This window comes from Pseudomonas sp. RL_15y_Pfl2_60 (assembly GCF_963970595.1).
Taxonomy (GTDB): domain Bacteria; phylum Pseudomonadota; class Gammaproteobacteria; order Pseudomonadales; family Pseudomonadaceae; genus Aquipseudomonas.
The window spans coordinates 248729-269803 of the sequence record NZ_CAXAOE010000002.1; the positions used below are offsets into that span (position 1 = coordinate 248729).

A 21075-nucleotide genomic window follows, 5' to 3' on the forward strand; every position below is an offset into this window, starting at 1 on the left:
CGCCCAGCAACCTACAGCATCCATTCACAGCGAGCGCCCGGTAATCCATGATTACCGGGCGCTCGTCGTTTAGAGATCCTTTGAAAAATGTCGCGCTCGACCTTAGTGGTCTAATCGGGGCCAAACTGAAGCTCATTCAACCGAAAGGCTGTGAGCCGTTTTTCAACGACGCAAGGGCTGCACAGTAATATCGAGCGCAGTAGGTTTTCAGAGATTCATTAGCTTGAATAATCAAGCACAGTCCAGATGCTGCTCACGCCTTCCCCGATCACGCAATTGGACGCAGTCAACGCCTTGTTGTAGCTGAGCGCCATCAAACTGGTCGCGCCATCGACCACATCATCATGTTGCGCCATCCACTGCACGCGCCCGCAATTGGGTGTGTCAATTACATAGCTGTTGGCCACGGCGGCGCCCCTTGCAGGCATACCGATCACATCCACAACTAATCCGTGCTCCTCAACCCGCTTGCCATCAGAAATGACCACGGCCCAAGCATCGTTATTGTCGATCACTAAATAGGTGCCATTGGCTTTGGGTTGCTCAAGAGATGGTTGCGCGCATCCGCCGAGCATGACCAATACCAAAACTGTCATCAGCATCTGTTGCATTGTTTGCTACCCCTTTGCCTAAACGATGGGCTGGGGCTTGGTTACCTTCAGGCCATCGCAATGAGTGAAATTTGCAGCGCGATGGCAAGACTATTAACCAATACTGTTTATTTGTACAGTGTTTTTGTACTAAACTCATTTACGCCATCTGACAGATACCGTACAGGCTTGATTGGGAGCGCAACGATGCTGGACGTAATGCAATTAAAACAAACAGTTAACCTAATGCCCCTGGAAAAAGTACGGGCCACAGTGGACGAGCTTCACCTTGAAGGGATAGTCACTGAAGGCAAAACCCCCTTCAACAGGCTGCACTTCAACACCTGCTTTGCGGAAATAGAGGCGCTTCTCCAGCGTGCGGGATATCACCGGCCACTTGATGTTGTTGGCTACCAGGGCTTGGTCTATGCGATGTTCGACCCCACGCGCTGGGAAGCTGTTGAAGTCCTGCGCTGGCTCAAGGACTTCGTCGAGGAGCCTCGCAAACGCCCAGCCAGCTAAGTCCTGTACTTGCACCCAAAAGCCAGGTCAATCGCTGCGCTGTTATTGCGCACGTTAGGCGGCACGCTAATGAACCACGCACCAGCCTGGCTCAGAGCCGAGCGCTATTGATGCTTGTACAGCCGCCAGCAAAATCTCTATTCAACTTTAAAATACATAGGTAATTTATTGTTTTTAATGACTTTTTATCTTATATAAAAATCTTCATACAGCATCTGAGCCGGAGTCTGGCAAGGGCCTTGCAATAACCTCACTACATCCGTCTTCGGGTCGCCAACGACGGTGATCGAGACGAAATAGACAAAGACGTCAAGGCTGCACGCATTGTTATCGCGTGCAGGTTTAGACGTCTTTTTTCGTTTCTGATAGCTGAGGAATTTCAATGCGCCATTCCATACGACCGTGCTCATTATTCAAGAAGGCCTTGGCCCGTGTCAGCTGCGCCGCGCTTCTAGTACTCGCTGCGCCTTTTAGCAGTGCTGCAGAGCCAGAAAAAGCAGAGCTCAAACTAGGCTTTATCAAGCTCACTGACATGGCGCCCCTGGCAATTGCTTATGAGAAAGGTTACTTCGAGGACGAAGGCCTGTATGTCACCCTTGAGGCCCAAGCGAACTGGAAGGTACTACTCGACCGGGTGATCACTGGCGAGCTCGACGGCGCACATATGTTGGCCGGCCAACCACTTGGCGCAACAATCGGCTTTGGCACCAAGGCGCAGATTGTCACTGCGTTTTCCATGGACCTCAATGGCAACGGCATCACTGTTTCCAATGCGGTCTGGGCTGAAATGAAAAAGCACATCCCGATGGAAAATGGTAAACCGGTTCACCCCATAAGCGCCGCCGCGCTAAAACCGGTTATCGAGCGCTATAAGGCTGAAGGCAAGCCGTTCAACATGGGCATGGTCTTTCCCGTGTCCACCCACAACTACGAGCTGCGGTACTGGTTGGCGGCTGGCGGAATCAACCCCGGTTACTACGCCCCTGCCAAGGGCGATATTTCCGGCACATTAAATGCCGATGCCCTGCTCTCGGTCACACCTCCGCCGCAAATGCCTTCGACCATGGAAGCCGGGACCATCAATGGCTACAGCGTGGGAGAGCCCTGGAACCAGCAAGCGGTGTTCAAAGGCATAGGCGTACCAGTCATCACCGACTATGAAATCTGGAGAAACAACCCGGAGAAAGTCCTCGGGGTATCTAAAAAATGGGCCGATGCCAACCCTGAAACCCACAAGCGCCTAGTCAAGGCCCTGATCCGCGCCGCCATGTGGCTGGATGAAAACAATAACGCCAACCGCCAGGAGGCCGTGGATATTCTGTCACGCCCTGAATACGTGGGTGCCGATGCCAAAGTCATCGCCAACTCCATGACCGGAACATTCGAATACGAGAAAGGCGACAAGCGCAGCGTGCCGGACTTCAATGTGTTCTTTCGCTACAACGCCACCTACCCCTTTTACTCCGACGCAATCTGGTACCTCACACAAATGCGCCGCTGGGGGCAAATCGCCGAGTCCAAGCCAGACAGCTGGTATTTCGATATCGCCAAGCAGGTCTACCAACCCGCGGTATATCGCCAGGCTGCCGAGGAGTTGATCGCTGAAGGCAAGGCTAAAGCCAGTGATTTTCCAGCTGCGAATGAAAGCGGATTTCGCGCGCCGACCCATGAATTCATCGATGGTCTGACCTACGACGGGCGCAAGCCCAACGCCTATATCGAACAAATGAAAATTGGCTTGAAGCAAGACTCAGTGCTCTAAGGCGCTTGTGACAATTAGAGCACTGCAACCGCCCCTGCGGCTCAGTGCCACCAGATAACCCGTCTTCAGCTTTGCTGGAGGCTGTATAAGCCGAGGATTGGACGATGAGTAACCCTGCCATCTCCGAACAAATTACCCAGACCGTGAAGAGCGCGCGTAGCGCGGCATTCAAGCGCTGGCTGCCCAACCTGCTGATGCCAGTTATTGGGCTAGCTGCATTTCTGTTGTTCTGGCAAATGATTGCCGGCAGCATCAATACCAGCTTGGGAACCTTTCCTGGGCCTGCACAAGTCGCCAGACAGTTCAGCAACCTGGTGGCCGAACACCAACGCGAAGCCTCGCGTGAAGCGGCATTCTATCAACGCCAGGAAGTACGCAATGCCACCCTGCTCAGCAAAAACCCGGAGGCTGAGGTAAAGATCCGTTCTTACACCGGCAAACCAACCTTCTTCAAGCAAATCATCACCAGCCTCTACACGGTCATGACCGGCTTTATCATTGCTTCACTGATAGCCATTCCACTGGGAATTGTTTGCGGCCTGAGCAAGCCTCTGTACAACGCCATTAATCCACTGATCCAGATATTCAAACCCATATCACCATTGGCCTGGCTGCCACTGGTGACCATGGTGGTCAGCGCGGTCTACACCAGCACCGATCCGTTGTTTGCCAAGTCATTTATCACCTCGGCCGTGACAGTCGCTTTGTGCTGCCTGTGGCCGACGGTAATCAATACCATTGTTGGCGTCGCGAACCTGGATAAAGACCTGCAAAACGTCAGCCGTGTACTCAGTTTGTCACCGCTCAGCCATATACGAAGAATCGTCCTGCCAGCCGCCATACCGATGATTTTCACTGGCCTGCGCTTGTCACTGGCAACTGGCTGGATGGTGTTGATCGCCGCTGAAATGCTCGCGCAAAACCCTGGCTTGGGTAAGTTCATTTGGGACGAGTTCCAAAATGGCAGCTCGAACTCGCTTGGCAGAATCATGGTTGCCGTAATTGTGATTGGTTTGATCGGCTTTGCTTTAGACCGGCTGATGCTGGCCCTGCAAAAATATGTGAGCTGGGACAAAACCGCTGACCTGCGCTAACACTGAGGATATTTTATGAACACTGCACACCTTGAACTGACAGGCGTAGGCATTAGTTTCCCGACGGATAAAGGCCTGTTTTGCGCGCTTAAGGATGTTGATTTGAAAATTGCCAAGGGCGAATTTGTCTCACTGATTGGTCACTCGGGCTGCGGCAAGTCCACCGTACTCAATATTGTTGCTGGGCTGTATCAAGCCACCACTGGCGGGGTGATTCTCGACAACCGCGAAGTCAATTCGCCCGGCCCTGAGCGCGCCGTGGTGTTTCAGAACCATAGCCTGCTGCCTTGGCTCAGTTGCTACCAAAACATCGAACTGGCGGTGCGCCAAGTATTCAAAAACAGCAAAAGCAAAGCGCAGATGCGTGAGTGGATTGAGCACAACTTGGCGCTGGTGCACATGACGCACGCCCGCGACAAACGCCCCAGCGAGATATCCGGCGGCATGAAACAGCGTATCGGTATTGCCCGGGCCCTGGCTATGCAGCCAAAAATCCTGTTGATGGACGAACCCTTTGGCGCACTTGATGCCCTAACCCGTGCGCATCTGCAGGACTCACTGATGGAAATTCACGCCGATCTCGGCAACACCGTAATCATGATCACCCATGATGTTGATGAAGCAGTCTTGCTCTCCGATCGCATTGTCATGATGAGCAACGGGCCTTCGGCAACAGTCGGCGAGATTCTTCAGGTCGACCTGGCCAGACCCCGTGAGCGCATGGCCTTGGCTCACGATCCTCGCTATCACGAGTATCGCGCCGCAGTGCTTGAATTCCTGTATCAAAAGCAACATCGCCCTGCAGCTTGAAGCAGATAGGCTAATGTCAAATAGATGCCATAAGCCCTCTAGAACAACGGTTTGCAGTCCGTTGGTCAGATACGTTGAACCTAGCACAGCGAAGGTCGCCGAACAGTTGCAATTAAATTGTTCACTGAGCGGCGCCCCTCTAAGGACCTAATGTGTTTGATCTGTCCACCTGGAATCTATCTGTCCCAACACCTCCAACCCCCACCGAAATCAGCGCGGCCCGTATACAAAGCGGTTACTCGAGCCAATATTTTCGCAATGATGGTAAGCAAACCGTCGTATTTTGGGTGCCTGTAACCGGCTCACGCACCGAGGATGCCAGTTACCCGCGTAGCGAACTACGGGAAACCTATGCCGATGGCACATTGCACAACTGGTACTACAAAGATGGTGATAACTATTTAAATGCCGTACTGGCGGTCAACGTGGTGCCAAGCAAGAACAAAGTTATTGTCGGTCAAATCCACAGCAAGGATCAGCCCGGAAGTGAAAATGACCCATTGGTAAAGCTGCAATATCATTATAAAAACGGTACGGGAAGGCTCGAACTTCTGTATCGAGCACAGCCGGGAAGCTCGACGGTACGAAATATACTTCTGGCAGAAAACGTCGACCTTAATGAACGCTTCAGCTACCAGCTTCGCATTACCTCGACCGGGCGTTTAGGCGTGACGGTGAAAAGCAGCGGCGACAATGGTTCGTTTTATAAACAATTGAGCAGCAGTTGGAGCCGACAACTGCTGTATTACAAAGCGGGCGCCTATATACAAGACAACCAGGGCTATTCAATCGAGGGGGGGCGCGTAACCTTCTATTCACTCAATACCTTGCACCGCCACTAGGAATAGCTGGAAACGACTGCGCTCGATATTACTGGGTAGCCCATGCTGCGTTAAAAACAGTTCAAAATGCTCACTTACAACACTTAAAGTCGAGCGCGACCTCGGCCGTTACTTCGCTTTTTTCGACGCGCTCCCCTCGCCCTTCGGGCCAGCCTTTGGTTGTTACTCCGGCTGGTCGTTGTACCTTGGCCTATCTTGCTCGTTACATTTTACAGAGGATCCCTAAGCCTGGTTTTGGGCAGTTGAAATGTGACTGCCCATCATCCAGCCGGCGCCGTACAATAGGGTTTTTTCCATGCCCAAACAGCTGCGGCTGTCGATGAGTACTTATGGCCCGCCTGACACTTAACTTTCCCCATGATCAATTTTGCTTCAGCACCCAGCTGACCGTGCGCGTAACAGACATCAATGCGGCCAACCACCTTGGTAACGACTCGATGATCTCCATGATTTCCGAAGCCCGCGCCCGCTTTCTGTTTGACTTTGGTATCGAGGAGGTGAGCGAAGAAGGGGTCGGGATAATCGTCACCGACCTGGCCACCACTTATCGAGCAGAAGCCCATGCACGGGATCAGCTGTTGTTTGAAGTCGGGGTCATGGATTTCAACAAATACGGTGGCGATATTACCTTTCGCATTACACGGCCAGCCGATCAAAGCTTAATAGCAATGGCCAAGTCGGGTTTTGTATTCTTCAACTATAAAACAAGTCAGGTGGCGCAAATGCCCGGCGCATTCAGTGATAAGTTTCCACGGGTTAACTGGATATAACGCCGTAATACCGGGCTCGGTAATTTCCAAAGCCGCCATAACGGCACATTCAATGCATAAACTTAATGCAACGTAAAAAGGCGTTGCAGAAAGTGACACTTCGCACAAACCCTCTGCTTCGCTTTTATGCATTCTTATGTATTAAGCGCTCCATTACAAAGCAGGGGGAACTGTAATGCCGATCACATTGAGCCACACCCGCTTGGCTGGGCTAACAACCAATTTTCTCGCCATCGCGCTACTCGCACTGCCCATTCCAACCCACGCGACGCTTAAACAATCACTGGATAACACGGCATCACATGTAACGCTGCAGCCTGCAAACGCCGTTATGTGCCTGAACAGAAGCCATACCCTATAGCAGCTTCACAATCCGCCCAGCCGAGTGGGTTGCTAACCCAGCCCCCACTTGCACGCACTGCAACTGAGCAAGGCGCTTTAAAGCAGTGCACAACAACTGCGCCTTAAGGTTCCTTATTGAGCAAATCAGGCTAAACCACTGGCTTAGCTTACTTGGCACACAGCCTGCATAAGCATTCTCACAATTTAAATAAAGCGCGATCTTCAACGAAGAAGACTGCTCTTCCCGATAGAACGGGACTTGGACAAAGGCGTCCTCGCTAGGTAACTGGCGGGACGCCTTTTTTGTTTTCTGCATTTTTTATCCGGGAGAAAGTCGGGATGAAAAAGCTCAAGTTAGTGATGATCGGCAACGGCATGGCGGGGGTTCGCACCCTGGAAGAGTTGATCAAACTCAGTCCCGAGCTTTATGACATTACGGTATTCGGTTCCGAGCCACATCCCAACTACAATCGAATCCTGCTTTCGCCTGTGCTTGCTGGCGAGCAGACCTTTGATGACATAGTGCTAAACCAGCGCAGTTGGTACGCTGATAACAACATCAAACTGTTACTGGGACGTAAAGTTACCCAGATCAATCGCTCCCAGCGCCTGGTAACCGCCAACGACGGCAGCACTGCACTATACGATCGCCTGCTCATCGCAACGGGCTCTACTCCCTTTATGTTGCCAATACCGGGCAACAAGCTTGAAGGCGTCATCGGCTATAGGGATATTGCCGATACACAAATGATGATGGATACCGCCCAAACCCACAGCCATGCTGTAGTCATAGGGGGTGGATTATTGGGGCTAGAGGCTGCCAATGGGCTAAAGCTGCGCGGCATGGATGTGACAGTCGTACACATTGGCCAGACCCTGCTTGAGCGCCAACTCGACAGCACAGCAGGCAAGTTGCTACAAAAATCCCTTGAAGATCGCGGCCTGAAATTCATGCTGTCAAAGCAGACGACCGAGCTGCTCGATAATGGCCAAGGTCGAGTTTGTGCGGTTAAATTCACAGACGGTGACGTGATTGCCGCCGACCTGGTGGTGATGGCAGCCGGTATACGCCCCAACACCCAGTTGGCAGAAGCCTCAGGGATCGCCTGCAATCGCGGAATCCTGGTCAATGACACCCTGCAAACCTTTGACCCCAGGATTTATGCGATTGGTGAATGCGCCAATCACAGAGGCACCGCTTATGGCCTGGTTGCGCCGTTATTTGAGCAAGCCAAGGTTTGTGCCAATCATCTCGCTCAACTGGGTTACTCGCGCTATCAAGGCTCTGTGACATCAACCAAGTTGAAAGTCACGGGCATCGACCTGTTCTCAGCCGGTGAATTTATCGGCAGCGAAGGCACCGAAACCATTACCCTGTCGGACCCCATTGGCGGCATCTACAAGAAGCTGGTGATTCGTGATGACGTGCTTGTCGGCGCCTGCCTATATGGCGATACAGCCGATGGCGGCTGGTATTTTCGGCAAATACGCGAGAAGCACAACATCAGCCAGGCCCGCGACCACCTGATGTTTGGCGAAAACGCCACTCGCGATGTCGGCCATCAGGGGCAAAATAAAACTGTAAGCACGCCCGACAGCCCGGAAATATGCGGCAATAGCGGTGTTTGCAAATACAACATAGCCACAGCCATCCAAACCGATGGGCTGGAGCATAATCATGAGCTGTGCTGAAAACACCCGGGTAACGGCCTCAACTTGCTGTTACTGCGGTGTGGGTTGCGGTGTATTGATCGAGCACAGCGGTGACAAGATCATCGCCGTTTCGGGTGACCCTGCGCATCCTGCAAACCGTGGCAAGTTATGCAGCAAAGGCGCAACCCTGCACCTGACCGGCGATATTGACGCACGGGGTTTATACCCACAACTACGGTTGGAGAAATCCCAGCCCCCTACAGGCTGCGATTGGAACAGCGCCCTTGATCATGCCGCTCGGGTATTCGCCCAGACAATCAAAGACCATGGCCCGGACAGCGTGGCATTCTATATCTCTGGCCAGTTGCTTACCGAAGACTATTACGCATTCAACAAGCTCGCACGTGCGCTGGTTGGCACCAACAATATCGACAGTAATTCGCGGCTGTGCATGTCATCTGCTGTGGTCGGGTATAAACGCAGCCTCGGTGCAGACGCCCCGCCTTGCAACTATGAAGACATAGAACTCAGCGACTGCATACTCATCGCCGGCAGCAACATGGCCTATGCGCATCCGGTGCTGTTTCGCCGCCTTGAGGAAGCCAAATCAAAGCGCCCAGAAATAAAGGTAATAGTGGTCGACCCACGCCGAACTGATACCTGTGACGCCGCTGACCTGCATTTAGCCATACTGCCCGGCACAGATGTGGCGTTATTCCACGGCATCCTCCACATCTTGATGTTGGAAGGCATGTTGGATCACGACTTTATCGCCCAACATACAGATGGCTTTGATGCGCTTAAAGCGCGGGTCCAGGACTTCAATCCAGCAGCAGTTGCGGACATATGTGGTATTTCAGAAGCACAATTAAACAGCTGTGCCCAGATGATTGGCCAGGCTCATAGCTTTCTCTCGCTGTGGTGCATGGGGCTCAATCAATCAACGGCTGGCACCGCGAAAAACAGCGCCCTGATTAACCTCCACTTAGCCACCGGACAGATTGGAAAAGTGGGTTCAGGCCCCTTCTCCCTTACCGGCCAGCCCAATGCAATGGGCGGACGCGAAACTGGCAGTCTCGCCAACTTGTTGCCGGGGCACCGAGAAGCAGACAATGCGCAACATCGAAACGAAGTTGCACTGTATTGGGGAGTCGATGCACTGCCTGAAATACCAGGCCTCAGTGCAATCGAACTGTTCGACCAGGTACACAGCGGCAAAATCAAGGCCTTGTGGATTGCCTGCACCAACCCTGCGCAATCACTTCCAAATCAAACCCGGGTCCACCAGGCATTAGCCAGCTGTCCCTTTGTTGTGGTTCAGGAAGCATTCTTCACCACCGAAACCTGTGCCTATGCCGACCTGCTTTTACCCGCAAGTAGCTGGGGCGAGAAAGAAGGTTCCGTGACCAACTCTGAGCGCAGGATTAGCCATGTTCGCAGCGCAATAGCCGCGCCTGCTGAAGCCAAAGCGGACTGGCAAATAGCCTGTGAGTTTGCCCGTAAGCTCGAGACGCTGATACGCCCTGGCCTGCCGAGCCTGTTCAACTTTACCAAGCCCGAGCACCTGTTCGATGAATACAAGGCCCTGACCCAAAACCGTGATCTGGACATGAGCGGCCTTAGCTACGCCATTCTCGACCAAAATGGGCCGCAACAATGGCCATTCCCCAAAGGTGCGCAACAGGGAACGGCCCGCTTGTATCAGGATCATGTATTTGCCACGGCCAATGGCCGGGCGCAGTTTCATGCTGAAACTTATTGCGCGCCGGTCGAAACGACTGATACAGGTTACTCACTGGTGCTCAATACCGGGCGCTTACGCGATCACTGGCATGGCATGAGCCGTACCGGCACGGCTGCTCGCCTGTTTGGTCACGTAGAAGAAGCAGTGCTGAGCCTGCATTCTGACGAATTGCGCCGCAGAAAACTGAATAATGGCGAGCTGATAAAGCTGCGCAGTCGCCGCGGCTCTTTGATAGTACCGGTACAAGCCGATGACGATATCCGTCCGGGGCAGGCATATTTGCCAATGCACTGGGGTAATCGTTTTCTCAAGGGTTTGGGTACCAATGTATTAACCCAGCCCGAGTTCGACCCTCACTCAAAACAACCTGAGCTCAAGCATGCGACTGTCGATATCGATAAAGTCGAGCTGCCCTGGACCTTCTTTGCCTTGGTCGAAGGCGACGTCCAAAAGCGCTTCAAGCAACTTCGCCCCTTGTTTGAGGCTTTTGCCTATGCCAGTTTCACATTGACCGGCTCCGAGCACCCTGCCCTGCAAATTCGTGCAGCCAACACAATTGCGCCCAGTGAAGAACTACTCGCAAGCATAGACAAGCTACTCAATATCGACTCAGGACTGGCGTTGGCCTATGACGACCCCAAGCGCGCCATAGGCAAACGCGTTCGCCTGGATTCTGGACGGATCATCGCACTCCGCCTGGCGGGAGAAACCAGCGCCCAAAACTGGCTTAAAAGCATGTGGCGTGAGGAAAAGATCGACGATCAGCTACGTCGCTGGCTGCTTGCCCCCTTGTCCGCAACACCACGCCCAGGCAATAGCGATGGCAATAAAACCCTGTGCAATTGCATGAATGTCAGCCAGCAAGCCATCTGCATCGCTATTGAACAAGGCATGGATCTGAACCAACTGAAACAAAACCTGGGTTGCGGTACCAGCTGCGGCTCCTGTGTACCTGAAATTAAACGACTGCTGCAGACAGCACTTGCTGTTTGCTGAACGGCTAAGCCATTACGCGAGGTTTGTATGAGCACTAAAGTCTGGTTGGTGGGCGCAGGCCCCGGAGACCCTGAACTCCTGACTCTCAAAGCTGTTCGTGCGCTAAACCAGGCGCAGGTTGTGATGATTGATGACCTGGTCAATCCAGCTGTGCTTGAGCACTGCCCACAGGCGCGCGTCATCACCGTTGGTAAACGTGGTGGCTGTCGCTCGACACCACAAGACTTTATCCAGCGCCTGATGCTGCGTTATGCGCGCCAAGGCAAATGCGTTGTTCGCCTCAAGGGCGGCGATCCGTGCATTTTCGGACGGGGCGCCGAGGAATATAACTGGCTGTGTTCACAGGGAATACAGGCTGAGCTGGTCAATGGCATCACAGCTGGCCTGGCCGGAGCGACCAATTGTGCAATCCCCTTGACCCTGCGCGGCGTTGCGCGCGGAGTCAGTCTGGTTACAGCTCACACCCAGGACGGTAGCGAACTTAACTGGCAGGCACTGGCAGCAGCCGGCACAACGCTGGTGGTTTATATGGGAGTCGCCAAGCTAGCGGATATTCGACAGCAACTGATCAAGGCTGGCATGCGTGCTCAAATGCCAGTTGCGATGATCGAGAATGCTTCACTGCCTGAGCAGCGTGAACGACGCAGCACACTCGATCGACTGCTCGATGACGCGCAGGACTTCCGGCTCAAAAGCCCTGCAATCCTGATTATTGGCGAGGTCGCGAGCAACAGCTCAGCGCAACTCAATCAATTAAGCGCTTGATAGCCTGACGATTGAGTCCTTGCCAGTATTAAATCCTGGGCAAAGAAAAACCCGGCCGAAGCCGGGTTTTTCATTTCAGCTTTAAACCAATTACTTGGCTTCAGCTTCTACAGCAGCTTCAACGCGACGGTTGATAGCGCGGCCTTCAGCAGTAGCGTTGTCCGCAACTGGCTGAGACTCGCCGTAACCAACAGCGTTTACACGCTCGCCGCCAACACCGTACTGGTTAACCAGTACGTCACGAACTGCGTCAGCACGCTTCTCAGACAGAGTCTGGTTGTAAGCGTCAGTACCAACGGAGTCAGTGTGACCTTCTACGGTAGTAGAAGTTTGTGGGTATTGGTTCATGAAGTCAGCCAGGTTTTTGATGTCGCCGTAGCTTTCTTCTTTAACCTGAGTCTTGTCGAAGTCGAACTTAACGTCCAGCTCAACACGAACGATTTCAGCTGGCTCTTCAACAACTGGAGCTGGCTCTGGCTCAACTACAGCAGCAGCCACAACTGGCTTGGAACCACCGAAGTTCAGACCAACACCAACGCCAGCTTGCCATTCGGTTTCGCCTTGGTCGATGTTGTACAGCGCGTCAACGCCAGCACGGGCATAGAGCATTTCAGTGAAGTAGTACTTCGCACCAGCGCCAGCAGTGGCGAAAGTGGAATGATCACGGCCGCTAGAAGCAACGTTGCTGATGCTCTGGTGGGCGAAGCCGCCAGAAACGTAAGGGCGCAGACCTGGGCCAGGCTCACCAAAGTGGTACAAAGCCTTAAGGTCAGTCATGTTGCCTTTGATGTCTTTGTTACCCAGCGCTTTGTCACCGTTCAGGCTATGGTATTCGCCATATGCCAGAGCCAGTTCGACATCCTTGGTCAGGAAGTAACCAATGGAGCCGCCATACTGGCTGCCTTCATCGTGAGCAAAGTTGCGGCTCGAGTCGGTGAAGTACTCGTTCACAAAGCCTTCCACCTCGACTGCGCCTTGACCTTGAGCCATCACGCCCATGGAAGAAGCAGCGACAAAGGAGCCAATGACTGCGCCTAAGGTGTTTTTAAGTTTCATCCGTAAATCCCCATCTTGGTGATTGATTGCACTACGTACAGGTAGACACGCAGAACTTCGACAAGTTTATCAGAACTTGCCTTTATGCCAAAGAATATTTGCATCCGAACTAACTTTCGGCGATACCCGCAAATTTCTCACGCAATTTGTCAAGGGCCCTTTTGTAACGCATTTTCGTTGCACTAAGCCCCATGTGCATAATATCCGCTATTTCTTGAAACTCTAGCTCTGCGACAAAGCGTAGCACTAAAATTTCACGGTCAATCGGATTTACATGTACCAGCCATCGGTCCAAACCACCTCGTTCCGCTATCTCAGGCGTCTTGTCTTCAGACGCCTCCTCTAGAGGGTCGAGACTTAAGGCATCCATCAAGCGACGTTTACGTCGCTCTTTGCGGTACTGGGTAATACACTCGTTATAAGTAATGCTGTACAGCCAAGTCTTAAACTTAGACTTGCCCTCAAAGTTCTTTAAACCATAAAGCACTTTAAGCATCACTTCTTGACAGACATCATCCGCATCACGTTCGTTCCCTAAATAACGCGCACAGACGTTAAATAATGTGCGCTGGTAGCGACGCATGAGCTCTTCATAAGCGCGCGTGATGTGGAACAACTCACTATGCGCGCGCACTACAAGCTCCTCATCTGTGAGCTCGAGTGGGTCATAACGCATAGGCAACGATTGGGCTTTATTCAAATCGAGTCGGACCGACAGTCAGGTCAAAGCCGCCATCAGCTGCGAACAGCCTGCTGGAGGGCGGCATAGATTAGCAGAATTTGGGTCTAGTGACTGCGCACCCGCTGTTCAAGCAGGATGCGGTTCGCCACTGAGACAAGTTCTCCGGCATCAGTAAGGAGCGTCGTCTTCACTGTGCCGATTTCCTCAATCTGCCCTTCGACATCATCGACCTGGACATGTTGCCCCACTTGATACAGCTCACGCACATAAATACCAGCAAGGATCTGCCCGGCGATCTCACGACTGCCAAGCCCCAACGCCAAGGCGGCGGCCAAGCCGATGGTAATCAGCACGATTGCAATGACGTAGTTGAGCAGCTCGGTTTTCACCTCAAGCTGACCAATGGCCACTGAAATACTGATGATAATGACCAAGCCTTGGGCGATACGCGCAACACCATGGGCATATTCAAGGCCCACGCTGTCGGCCGCACCTCGCACAATGCCGCTTACCAAGTGCGCCAGCAGCACACCAATAACCAGCACCAGCGCGGCGCCAAATACTTTTGGAAGATACAGCGCCAGCACATCAAGCGTTGCAGATACCCGCTCCAAGCCCAGAGACTCAGCAGCAGATACCATGAAGATCAGCAGAATGAACCAGTAGACGATGCGCCCGATTAATGTCGAAACGGGCACCTGGAAGCCGGCACGGCTGAGCAATTTGGTCAAGCCAGTGCCCGCCATCAGGCGATCAAGGCCGACCTTCCCGAGCAATTTGGAGATCAGCGTATCGAGCAGCTTGGCCAGCACAAAGCCGATCAGCACCAGAATCAGCGCGACAAAAAGGTTTGGAATAAAACCAGCGACTTTAGTCCACAGAGCGGTCATGGCCGCCACCAGGCTTTGAGTCCAAGGATCGAGTTCCATTTATTCAGCCTTATTAGTAGTACGAGCAGTTGGTTTGCGGCGTGAAACTGGAGATAGGTGTGCAGAGCCCTTGTTCAGGGCGATCATCAACGCCTCAACCCAATGCCCCATGAGCGCGAACATATCCCCCGCACCCACTTGGCGATTTGCCGTTTTCAATACGCGATTGAGCGTCGCATCGTCATCGTGATCGGATGGCGACTGCGAATTGAGCATATCGCGCAGTGATTGTTCAAATGGATCGTGCATTTACGCACCTCTACTGATGTCCTGTTTCGACGCATTAACAACAAGACAAGTCACATCAAACCCAGCGCAAGCGTCGGAACAACAGCCATTGAAGCACCGCCAATACCACCATGATCGCGCAGGCGACAAGGAAGCCATACGGGTTCTCTGAGCCAGGAATCCCGCCCACGTTGATTCCTAGCAGGCCGGTAAGGAAGCTCATTGGCAAAAATACCCCGGTGATGATGCCGAAGCGATACATGATGCGATTCATCTTCACATCCAGACGGCGATCCTCTGCCTCCAGCACCAGGCCAATGCGCTCCCGGGTGAGATCAAGCTCCTCGATATAACGCGTCAAACGGTTATTCAACTCGTTCCAGTAGTCCGCATCATCAGCAACAAACCAAGGTTGCTGATTGCGCGTGAGCTGCGCATATACCTCGCGTTGCGGCGCCAGAAAGCGACGCAAGCCCGCAGCCCGCCGACGCATTTGCAGCAAGGTATCGTGGTCAGGCTCAAAGCTGGGATCGTTATCGATTTGCTCTTCTTGCTCATCAATACCTTCAGCAAAATCACTAACCAGCGATTCAATCTTGTCGGTCATGTGATCCGCCAGGGCCAGGATAAGCTCCGAGGAGGTCTTTGGCCCCTTCCCTGCGCGCAGATCAACGAGCAAGTCCTCAACCGCCCGCAAGTGGCGCATGCGCAGGCTGATCGCACGCTTGGCCGCCGCGAAAATACGTAGCGAGACCATATCCTCAGGCACTGCACCCGGGTTCAGGTTAACCCCGCGCAGGAACAGTAGAATCTTGCTTTCCGGCAGTTGCAGGAAGCGTGGGCGGGTGTTCTCTTCGAGCAGCAGGTCACACACGAACTCATTAAGCCCGCTTTCCTTACGTAGCCAGTTCTGCGTTTGTGGATGACTTCGATCCCAGTGCAGCCACAGGCTTTCCTGATCGGCCAACACCAAGTCGGTAAGCTCGTCATAGCTGACCGGACGTCCTCCGCCCTTGCCGTCCAGCACATAGGCATGGACCAACCCCCACTGCTGATTGTCTTGTTCAGACATTCACGACTCCAAAGCTAAATACCATTTATGCCTCGCTAGCCGCGAGCGACGAATAGGCGACCCAAATTTACTCAGGCATGGCCAATGCGGTTGGCGAAACAATAATTCCGTTATTGTCAGCGTAAACGAAGTGGCCCGGACGGAAAGTCACGCCACCAAAGGTCACCGCCACATTAAGGTCACCAATGCCGCGCTTATCGGTTTTCATTGGGTGACTGGCCAGGGCCTGGACCCCAACGGCCGTTTGCGCCAGCACATCAACATCACGCACGCAGCCATAAATGATAATGCCTTCCCAGCCATTCTTGGCGGCTTTCTCAGCCAGCATGTCACCCAGCAAAGCGCGGCGCATCGAGGCGCCACCATCCACCACCATGACTTTACCTTTGCCCGGCAGCTCGACTTGTTCCTTGACCACCGAGTTGTCTTCGAAACACTTAACCGTGACGATTTCGCCACCAAAGGAATCGTGACCACCGAAATTGCTGAACATCGGCTCAACAACTTCAACCTCGGGGTAGGCGTCACACAAATCAGGGGTGATGTAATGCATGAGAAAGCTCCTTTACCCATCAAAAATCGTTATAAAGCGGTTGATTAACAGCTTTGCGCCACTGTGCGAGCCTAACCTGGACCGCAGATGTCAACGCCCAGCCTAGCGCAGTCAACGCCTACAGACCACCATTGACAACCAATGCAAAAAACGCAAAAACGCTCTAGTGAGCTTGTTGCAGCTCGTTCAAAGTGGCCACACGGTTGAGCCATTGCTCGACCCGCGGCCAGACTTCGCTTTGCGCAGCCTTGCTGACCAACATTTCAATATGTCCAAAATCACTGCTAAAGCCTTGCTCCTTGCCTAAACAGAGGAACTCTTTACTGGGCGAAGCAAACTGCTCGAATAACTTCTGGCAGGCCCATGCCGGGTCCTGATCATCGCCTTGCGCACTGACGGCTAAAACCGGCAGTTGAACCTCAGCCAACCCCGTCCACCAATCATCCTGGCCATCACCAAATCGGCCAAACAATCCATACCAGCGCAACGACTCAAGAACCACGCCAACTGGCTCATCTTCAGGGCCGCGCTTAAATCGAGAACCTGAAAGCACGCGCAAGCGCTTTAACAACAACTTAATGCCCCAGACCAATGGCGGGATTTTCAATGGCCAGTAATTGCGGCTGACCTGGCTGCCAAATAGCGCAACAGATGCAATCAGCGACTCATCAAGGTAACGCCCTCCCAAGGCCGCCGCGATTGTAGTACCACCAAGAGAGTGGCCCAGCCAATGTACAGGCTGCGGGTTTTGTTCGTGAACAAACCGGGTAATCGCTGGCAAGTCGTAGCGCGCGTAATCGCTGACCCGATTGAATAAATAGTTCTGATTGCGCGGCGAGAGCCCGTGCCCGCGCATTTCCACTATCCACACATCAAAGCCTGCACGCGCCAGATAGGGGCCAAGCCCTATGCATTTGGGCGAATACCAGAACCGACGATTGGAAAAGCTGCCGTGCAATAGAATTACCGGCGCACCACAGTGCTGATCCTGAGCTGAGCGGCCAAGACGGGTTACAACCAGCTCAACACTGGAGTCGGGGCTGTTGCCGGGCTTGAGACGATAGACATCTTCACTCAAATCACCGCGCAGCTCGGCACTGATCAGGGCGACGGGAAATAACTCGCTACTGCTTTGCATTTTATCTCTGACACAAAAAAGGGTGGGAACATGTCCCACCCTTATTTTTGAAGGGTTAGCGATTAATCAGGCCTGGCCTTCCGCCAGGAAGAACCAGGTTTCAAGTACTGAGTCAGGGTTCAACGAAACACTCTCAATGCCCTGCTCCATCAGCCAGCGCGCCAAGTCCGGGTGATCCGAAGGCCCTTGGCCACAGATACCAATGTACTTGCCTGCCTTGTTGCATGCCTGAATGGCGTTAGACAGCAGCTTTTTAACCGCCGGATTACGCTCATCGAACAGATGCGCAACGATACCCGAGTCACGATCCAGGCCCAGGGTCAGCTGAGTCAGGTCGTTGGAGCCAATCGAGAAGCCATCGAAGAATTCGAGGAACTCTTCAGCCAGAATCGCGTTTGAAGGCAACTCGCACATCATGATGACTTTCAAGCCATCCACACCGCGCTTGAGACCATTTTGCGCCAGCAAGTCAACCACCTGGCTCGCCTCGCCCAGCGTGCGCACGAAAGGCACCATGATTTCGACGTTGGTCAGGCCCATTTCATTGCGCACTTTCTTCAGCGCGCGGCATTCAAGCTCGAAGCAATCACGGAAGTTTTCGCTGATATAACGCGAAGCACCGCGGAAACCCAGCATTGGGTTTTCTTCTTCTGGCTCATACAGCTTGCCGCCGATCAGGTTGGCGTATTCGTTCGACTTGAAGTCAGACAGGCGCACGATGACTTTCTTTGGCCAGAAAGCGGCGGCCAAGGTGCTGATGCCCTCAACCAGCTTCTCGACATAGAAACCGACTGGATCGTCATAACCGGCAATGCGCTTTTCAACGCTGTCTTTGATATCGGCTGGCAGGCCGTCAAAGTTGAGCAGCGCTTTGGGGTGGACGCCGATCATGCGGTTAATGATGAATTCGAGACGCGCCAGGCCGATACCCGCGTTTGGCAGCTGGGCGAAGTCAAATGCGCGGTCTGGATTGCCGACGTTCATCATGATCTTGAACGGCAGATCGGGCATCGCATCGACCGAGTTCTGGCGCACATCGAAGCCCAGCTCACCTTCAAAGATGAAGCCAGTATCACCTTCCGCGCAGGAAACCGTTACGCCCTGACCGTCCTGCAGCAACTCAGTTGCGTTCCCACAACCGACCACAGCCGGGATGCCCAGCTCACGCGCAATGATGGCGGCGTGGCAAGTACGGCCACCACGGTTGGTGACGATAGCGCTCGCACGCTTCATGACCGGTTCCCAATCCGGGTCGGTCATGTCAGACACCAGGATATCGCCCGGCTGGACTTTATCCATTTCGCTGACGTCTTTGATAATACGTACGCGGCCCGCACCGATTTTTTGACCGATAGCGCGGCCTTCAACCAGCACTGTGCCGGTTTCTTTGAGCAAGTAACGCTCCATGACGTTGCCGCTGGAACGGCTTTTTACTGTTTCCGGACGCGCCTGGACGATATACAACTGGCCGTCATCACCGTCTTTGGCCCATTCGATATCCATCGGGCGCTGGTAATGTTTCTCGATGATCATCGCCTGCTTGGCCAGCTCGGTCACCTCGGCATCGGTCAGACAGAAACGTGCACGATCAGCGCGATCAACATCCACCACCTTGACCGACTTACCGGCCTTGGCTTCGTCGCCGTAGATCATCTTGATAGCTTTGCTACCCAGGTTGCGACGTAAAATAGCTGGACGACCGGCTTCCAGCGTGCCCTTGTGAACATAGAACTCGTCAGGGTTGACTGCGCCCTGCACCACTGTTTCACCAAGGCCATAGGCACCGGTGATAAACACTACGTCGCGAAAACCGGACTCGGTATCCAGGGTGAACATAACCCCCGCAGTCCCGGTTTCAGAGCGAACCATGCGCTGAACGCCAGCAGACAAGGCGACCAGCTTGTGGTCAAAGCCTTGGTGGACGCGGTAAGCGATAGCACGATCGTTAAACAGCGAGGCAAATACTTCTTTCGCCGCACGAATAACGTTTTCAACACCACGGATGTTGAGGAAGGTTTCTTGCTGACCGGCAAACGAGGCGTCTGGCAGGTCTTCAGCGGTAGCTGAGGAACGTACAGCCACCGCCATGTTGTCATTGCCGTTAGCCATTGCCGCGAACGCAGTACGAATCTGGCTATTGAGCTCTTCCGGGAACTCGGCCTCCATGATCCACTGGCGAATCTGAGCGCCCGTCTTCGACAAAGCGGCGATGTCATCAACATCCAATGCGTCAAGCGCAGCATGGATCTGAGCATTCAAGCCGCTCAGTTCGAGGAAGTCGCGATAGGCCTGGGCGGTCGTGGCAAAACCACCGGGAACCGAAACGCCAGCGCCGGCAAGGTTGCTGATCATCTCGCCAAGGGAGGCGTTCTTGCCCCCTACGTGCTCAACATCATGTGCGCCGAGCTTATCGAGGGAAACTACGTACTCTACCAAGGTGATCTCTCCAGTTCTGGTGTTGGAAAAGCTCAAGGGGCTGGGGAAGTGCACGGGGTTATCCGCGTGACTGTGGCCTGGCCCTGGAAAATAAGTAACAATGCAAACCTGTTAAGGCCCGCAATTCGGGGCCTATGATAGCCAAAAAACGTTCTCAGCTTAAGGCCCACAGCGCAAATGAAACGGACAGCATTTTTTATCTCTGACGGCACCGGCATTACTGCCGAAACCCTGGGTCAAAGCTTGTTGGCGCAGTTTGAAACTATCACCTTCACCAAGCTAACGCGACCGTACATCGACAGCGCAGAAAAAGCGCGCGCAATGGTACTACAAATCAACCAAGCTGCGAAAACAGACGGCGTTCGCCCGATTATATTCGATACCATTGTCAACGGTGACATCCGCGAGATCCTGGCCCAGTCCGAAGGTTTCATGATCGACATCTTCTCGTCGTTCCTGGCCCCGCTCGAACAAGAGCTCAGCTCGCACTCATCCTATTCAGTCGGTAAATCGCACTCCATTGGCCATAACTCCAATTACATGGAGCGTATCGAGGCGGTCAACTTTGCCCTTGATAATGATGACGGCGCGCGCACACATTATTATGACAAGGCCGATTTGATACTGGTGGGCGTCTCGCGCTGTGGCAAAACCCCAACCTGCCTCTATATGGCCATGCAATACGGTATTCGGGCAGCCAACTATCCGCTGACCGAGGACGACATGGAAAGCCTGCAACTGCCTGCTGCACTGAAAAAGTACAAAGACAAGTTGTTTGGCCTGACCATCGACCCGGATCGTCTCACCGCCATTCGTAACGAGCGCAAACCCAATAGTCGCTACGCGAGCTTTGCCCAATGCGAGTTTGAAGTGCGTGAAGTAGAAAACCTGTTTCGCCGCGACAACATTAACTTCATCAACTCAACCCATTTTTCTGTCGAGGAGATTTCAGCAAAGATCCTCGTTGAAAAAGGCGTTGAGCGCCGTCTGAAATAACCACATGAGCGCAAACAGCAAGGTGCAAGCCCAGGCCAGCACCTTGCTCAATCCCTAGCGCAGCATAGGCCAAGGACAAACGGAGCCCTAACCCG

Annotated in this window: 18 protein-coding genes and 1 pseudogene; 10 read left to right on the plus strand and 9 right to left on the minus strand. The window is 53.4% G+C overall.

The annotated features are described in order from the left end of the window. Positions 1 to 218: 218 nt before the first annotated feature. Entirely contained in the window at positions 219 to 611 is a 393-nt protein-coding gene (locus tag AACY26_RS06285) for a hypothetical protein (protein ID WP_339512111.1), read from the minus strand. Positions 612 to 797: 186 nt separating this feature from the next. On the opposite strand from AACY26_RS06285, the gene AACY26_RS06290 reads away from it, so the two are divergent. The 9 genes and pseudogenes from AACY26_RS06290 to cobA all read left to right on the plus strand — a co-directional run bounded on the left by AACY26_RS06290 (position 798) and on the right by cobA (position 11890). Beyond that, complete coding sequence (locus AACY26_RS06290) at positions 798 to 1112, plus strand: transcriptional regulator (protein ID WP_339513102.1); 315 nt, start codon at positions 798 to 800, stop codon at positions 1110 to 1112. Between the two features lie 382 nt (positions 1113 to 1494). Beyond that, positions 1495 to 2874, plus strand: a complete 1380-nt coding sequence (locus AACY26_RS06295; protein WP_339512113.1) for a CmpA/NrtA family ABC transporter substrate-binding protein — start codon at positions 1495 to 1497, stop codon at positions 2872 to 2874. Between the two features lie 104 nt (positions 2875 to 2978). Then, positions 2979 to 3968, plus strand: coding sequence for an ABC transporter permease (locus AACY26_RS06300; protein ID WP_339512115.1), 990 nt, complete (start codon positions 2979 to 2981; stop codon positions 3966 to 3968). A gap of 15 nt (positions 3969 to 3983) precedes the next feature. After that, positions 3984 to 4778 (plus strand): ABC transporter ATP-binding protein, encoded by a 795-nt coding sequence (locus AACY26_RS06305; protein ID WP_339512117.1) that lies wholly within the window; start codon positions 3984 to 3986, stop codon positions 4776 to 4778. A gap of 152 nt (positions 4779 to 4930) precedes the next feature. Continuing rightward, a complete protein-coding gene (locus tag AACY26_RS06310) occupies positions 4931 to 5620 on the plus strand; it encodes a polysaccharide lyase family 7 protein (protein WP_339512119.1) in 690 nt (229 codons plus the stop codon). A gap of 329 nt (positions 5621 to 5949) precedes the next feature. Next, positions 5950 to 6390 carry a thioesterase family protein gene (locus AACY26_RS06315; RefSeq protein WP_339512121.1) on the plus strand — a complete coding sequence of 147 codons (441 nt, stop codon included), beginning with the start codon at positions 5950 to 5952 and terminating at the stop codon, positions 6388 to 6390. Between the two features lie 681 nt (positions 6391 to 7071). Next, positions 7072 to 8400 (plus strand): annotated as a pseudogene (locus tag AACY26_RS06320) (NAD(P)/FAD-dependent oxidoreductase); the annotation flags it as partial. Between the two features lie 10 nt (positions 8401 to 8410). Then, positions 8411 to 11125, plus strand: a complete 2715-nt coding sequence (locus AACY26_RS06325; RefSeq protein ID WP_445261282.1) for a nitrate reductase — start codon at positions 8411 to 8413, stop codon at positions 11123 to 11125. Positions 11126 to 11152: 27 nt separating this feature from the next. After that, positions 11153 to 11890 (plus strand): uroporphyrinogen-III C-methyltransferase, encoded by a 738-nt coding sequence (gene cobA / locus AACY26_RS06330; RefSeq protein ID WP_339512123.1) that lies wholly within the window; start codon positions 11153 to 11155, stop codon positions 11888 to 11890. Positions 11891 to 11980: 90 nt separating this feature from the next. Here the strand turns inward: cobA and AACY26_RS06335 are convergent, their stop codons facing one another. The 8 genes from AACY26_RS06335 to ppsA all read right to left on the minus strand — a co-directional run bounded on the left by AACY26_RS06335 (position 11981) and on the right by ppsA (position 19984). Next, positions 11981 to 12946 carry an OmpA family protein gene (locus AACY26_RS06335; protein ID WP_339512125.1) on the minus strand — a complete coding sequence of 322 codons (966 nt, stop codon included), beginning with the start codon at positions 12944 to 12946 and terminating at the stop codon, positions 11981 to 11983. 109 nt (positions 12947 to 13055) lie between these two features. Further along, positions 13056 to 13646: an RNA polymerase sigma factor SigX gene (gene sigX, locus AACY26_RS06340; RefSeq protein WP_339512127.1), complete on the minus strand. Its 591-nt coding sequence runs from the start codon at positions 13644 to 13646 to the stop codon at positions 13056 to 13058. Between the two features lie 86 nt (positions 13647 to 13732). Next, a complete protein-coding gene (locus AACY26_RS06345) occupies positions 13733 to 14557 on the minus strand; it encodes a mechanosensitive ion channel family protein (protein ID WP_339512129.1) in 825 nt (274 codons plus the stop codon). Continuing rightward, complete coding sequence (locus AACY26_RS06350; protein WP_339512131.1) at positions 14558 to 14806, minus strand: CrfX protein; 249 nt, start codon at positions 14804 to 14806, stop codon at positions 14558 to 14560. 55 nt (positions 14807 to 14861) lie between these two features. Beyond that, positions 14862 to 15857: a zinc transporter ZntB gene (locus AACY26_RS06355; protein ID WP_339512133.1), complete on the minus strand. Its 996-nt coding sequence runs from the start codon at positions 15855 to 15857 to the stop codon at positions 14862 to 14864. 67 nt (positions 15858 to 15924) lie between these two features. After that, positions 15925 to 16410 (minus strand): ribonuclease E activity regulator RraA, encoded by a 486-nt coding sequence (gene rraA, locus AACY26_RS06360; protein WP_339512135.1) that lies wholly within the window; start codon positions 16408 to 16410, stop codon positions 15925 to 15927. Positions 16411 to 16573: 163 nt separating this feature from the next. After that, the gene (locus AACY26_RS06365) at positions 16574 to 17548 is read right to left on the minus strand and encodes an alpha/beta fold hydrolase (protein WP_339512137.1); all 975 of its coding nucleotides are present in this window, start codon (positions 17546 to 17548) and stop codon (positions 16574 to 16576) included. 66 nt (positions 17549 to 17614) lie between these two features. After that, the gene (ppsA, locus tag AACY26_RS06370; RefSeq protein WP_339512139.1) at positions 17615 to 19984 is read right to left on the minus strand and encodes a phosphoenolpyruvate synthase; all 2370 of its coding nucleotides are present in this window, start codon (positions 19982 to 19984) and stop codon (positions 17615 to 17617) included. Between the two features lie 177 nt (positions 19985 to 20161). On the opposite strand from ppsA, the gene ppsR reads away from it, so the two are divergent. Next, positions 20162 to 20980, plus strand: a complete 819-nt coding sequence (gene ppsR, locus AACY26_RS06375; protein WP_339512141.1) for a posphoenolpyruvate synthetase regulatory kinase/phosphorylase PpsR — start codon at positions 20162 to 20164, stop codon at positions 20978 to 20980. Positions 20981 to 21075: the final 95 nt, after the last annotated feature.